The sequence below is a fragment of the Rhodococcus sp. (in: high G+C Gram-positive bacteria) genome (assembly GCF_049286785.1).
Taxonomy (GTDB): Bacteria; Actinomycetota; Actinomycetes; order Mycobacteriales; family Mycobacteriaceae; genus Rhodococcus_F.
The window spans coordinates 1-1,898 of the sequence record NZ_JBAQEO010000778.1 but is presented as its reverse complement, the minus strand read 5'-3'; the positions used below and the strand labels follow the sequence as shown (position 1 = coordinate 1,898).

Genomic DNA, 1,898 nt, shown 5'->3' with positions numbered 1-1,898 from the left:
CTGCCCGACGAAATTGACCGGTATGGGCATCGAGGTCTCCGAACACCCATCCACCGCAGAGAAAATTCAAAAACACTGGGCGAATTCCGAGCGCCACAGTCTCGGGAACGTGCACACGGACAGTGATGTCGCCGTTCGGTCGGTAATGATCTTGTCGAATGCCGCGATGCGGCCCTGCCGCCTCCCGGTGATACCGCGAAGGATGGCTTTGCGCCCGGGTGAAGCAGGAGACGGCCGGGCGGCCAATTGCTCGGGCGTCATCTGGGAGATAGACGGGAGTAGCCGGAACAACGCCCCCGAAACGGCGAATTCCCGGTGCGGGTTTCGTTGTCACTATGGACCTTCCAATCGGGCAACTGTCGTGGGTCTTGTGGGAGAGGGGCGCGGCCACTGAGGGCGGCGCCCGACCAGGTGCTATGTCCGGCGTGGGCGGCGGTCTTCGGGTGCGGCGCCAGTTGATCACCTTCTACAGGCCGTTGACTAGGTCGCATACAGTTAGTATGGTCCACATACAGTGCGTATGTCACTCGACAGGGCATCTTTCAAGAAAGGCTTCGCCATGACTAATTCATCGCAGATCGTTCGGGAATTCTGTGACCTCATGGTCAAACGGGACACCGGAGTGATGCGGCCATTCTTCGCTGACGACGCGGTCTACCAGAACACAGGTATGCCGGCATCGGTAGGCATCGAGGCAATCATCGAGAACCTGGGCGGCCAGTTTGCCACGTTCCCCGATTCTTACGAGTACAAGACCATCAACATCGCCGCGGACGGGGACGTCGTGTTGACGGAACGGCTCGATCTGATCCGAACTCCAGGTGGGTCCGTCGAGGGAGTACCCGTGATGGGAACGTTCGTGCTGCGGAACGGGAAGATCGTCCGCTGGACCGACTACTGGGACACCTCGCTTCCTATGAAGATGATGACCGGCGAGGACGTCAGCGCACTGATTCCTAGTAGCTACTAGCACGGTTCCGAAAGACGACGTGATCGAAGGGCTGGGAGTGTACATGCGATGTTCCGTCGACGGTGCGACCGTCGAGTACAGCGACACCGGCACAGGGCCGGTAGTGGTATTCGTGCACGGTGTGTATGTCACGGGAGCGGTGTGGTCGGACGTCGTGGACGAGTTGGCCGGACGGTTTCGCTGCCTCGTTCCTACCTGGCCCCTCGGGGCGCATACACCAGTCGGGGAGATGGCTGATCTCGGCGCCGCCGCGGCGGCGAAGCGTATCGTCCATTTTCTCGAGGCGCTCGACCTGCGGGACGTGACCCTTGTTGCCAACGACACCGGGGGAGGACTCGTTCTTGCCGCGCTGGGCGATTCGACTCTCGACTTGTCTCGCATCAGTCAGTTGGTGCTGACCAATTGCGACAGCTACGAACACTTTCCGCCCGGACCATTCCGTCATGTCGTCACCCTCTGCAGAATCAGTGAACGCATAGGTGCGGTAGTTCTTCGTGGGTTCGCCAGCACGCGCGGGCAACGCTTCTTCCTGCAGTCGGTCTGTCGTACCGCTGTTTCACCCGAACGGCAGGCCGAGATCTTCGGTGCATTTGCCACCGACGCCCAGACGCGGCGGGAAGCGGCGCGAGTTACCGCCTCCCTCGATCCTGAATTGACAGTGCGCGCAAGCCAGGCGATAGAGCAGTTCGACAAGCCGGTCACTCTCGTATGGGGTACCGACGACAAACTGTTCCCTCTGTCCCACGCACACCGCCTGGCGGATGCATTCCCACGATCGAGTCTCGTCGAGGTGGAGTCGAGTTCCACATACGTCATGCTCGATGCGCCTGCCCAGCTAGCAGAGGCGATCGAGCGCAGCCCGGCGCTCGGTGACCGCCCCTGATCGGACGGCGTTGTTCGCAACAATCCCCATCAAGCTGGCTTACCG

At 61.0% G+C, this 1,898-nt stretch carries 2 protein-coding genes; both read left to right on the top strand.

Features of this window, described 5'->3' with window-relative positions:
* The first annotated feature begins 559 nt into the window (after positions 1-559).
* A complete protein-coding gene (locus WAW17_RS27985) occupies positions 560-970 on the top strand; it encodes a limonene-1,2-epoxide hydrolase family protein (RefSeq protein ID WP_422336119.1) in 411 nt (136 codons plus the stop codon).
* 43 nt (positions 971-1,013) lie between these two features.
* Complete coding sequence (locus tag WAW17_RS27980; RefSeq protein WP_422336118.1) at positions 1,014-1,853, top strand: alpha/beta fold hydrolase; 840 nt, start codon at positions 1,014-1,016, stop codon at positions 1,851-1,853.
* The last annotated feature ends 45 nt before the right edge of the window (positions 1,854-1,898 follow it).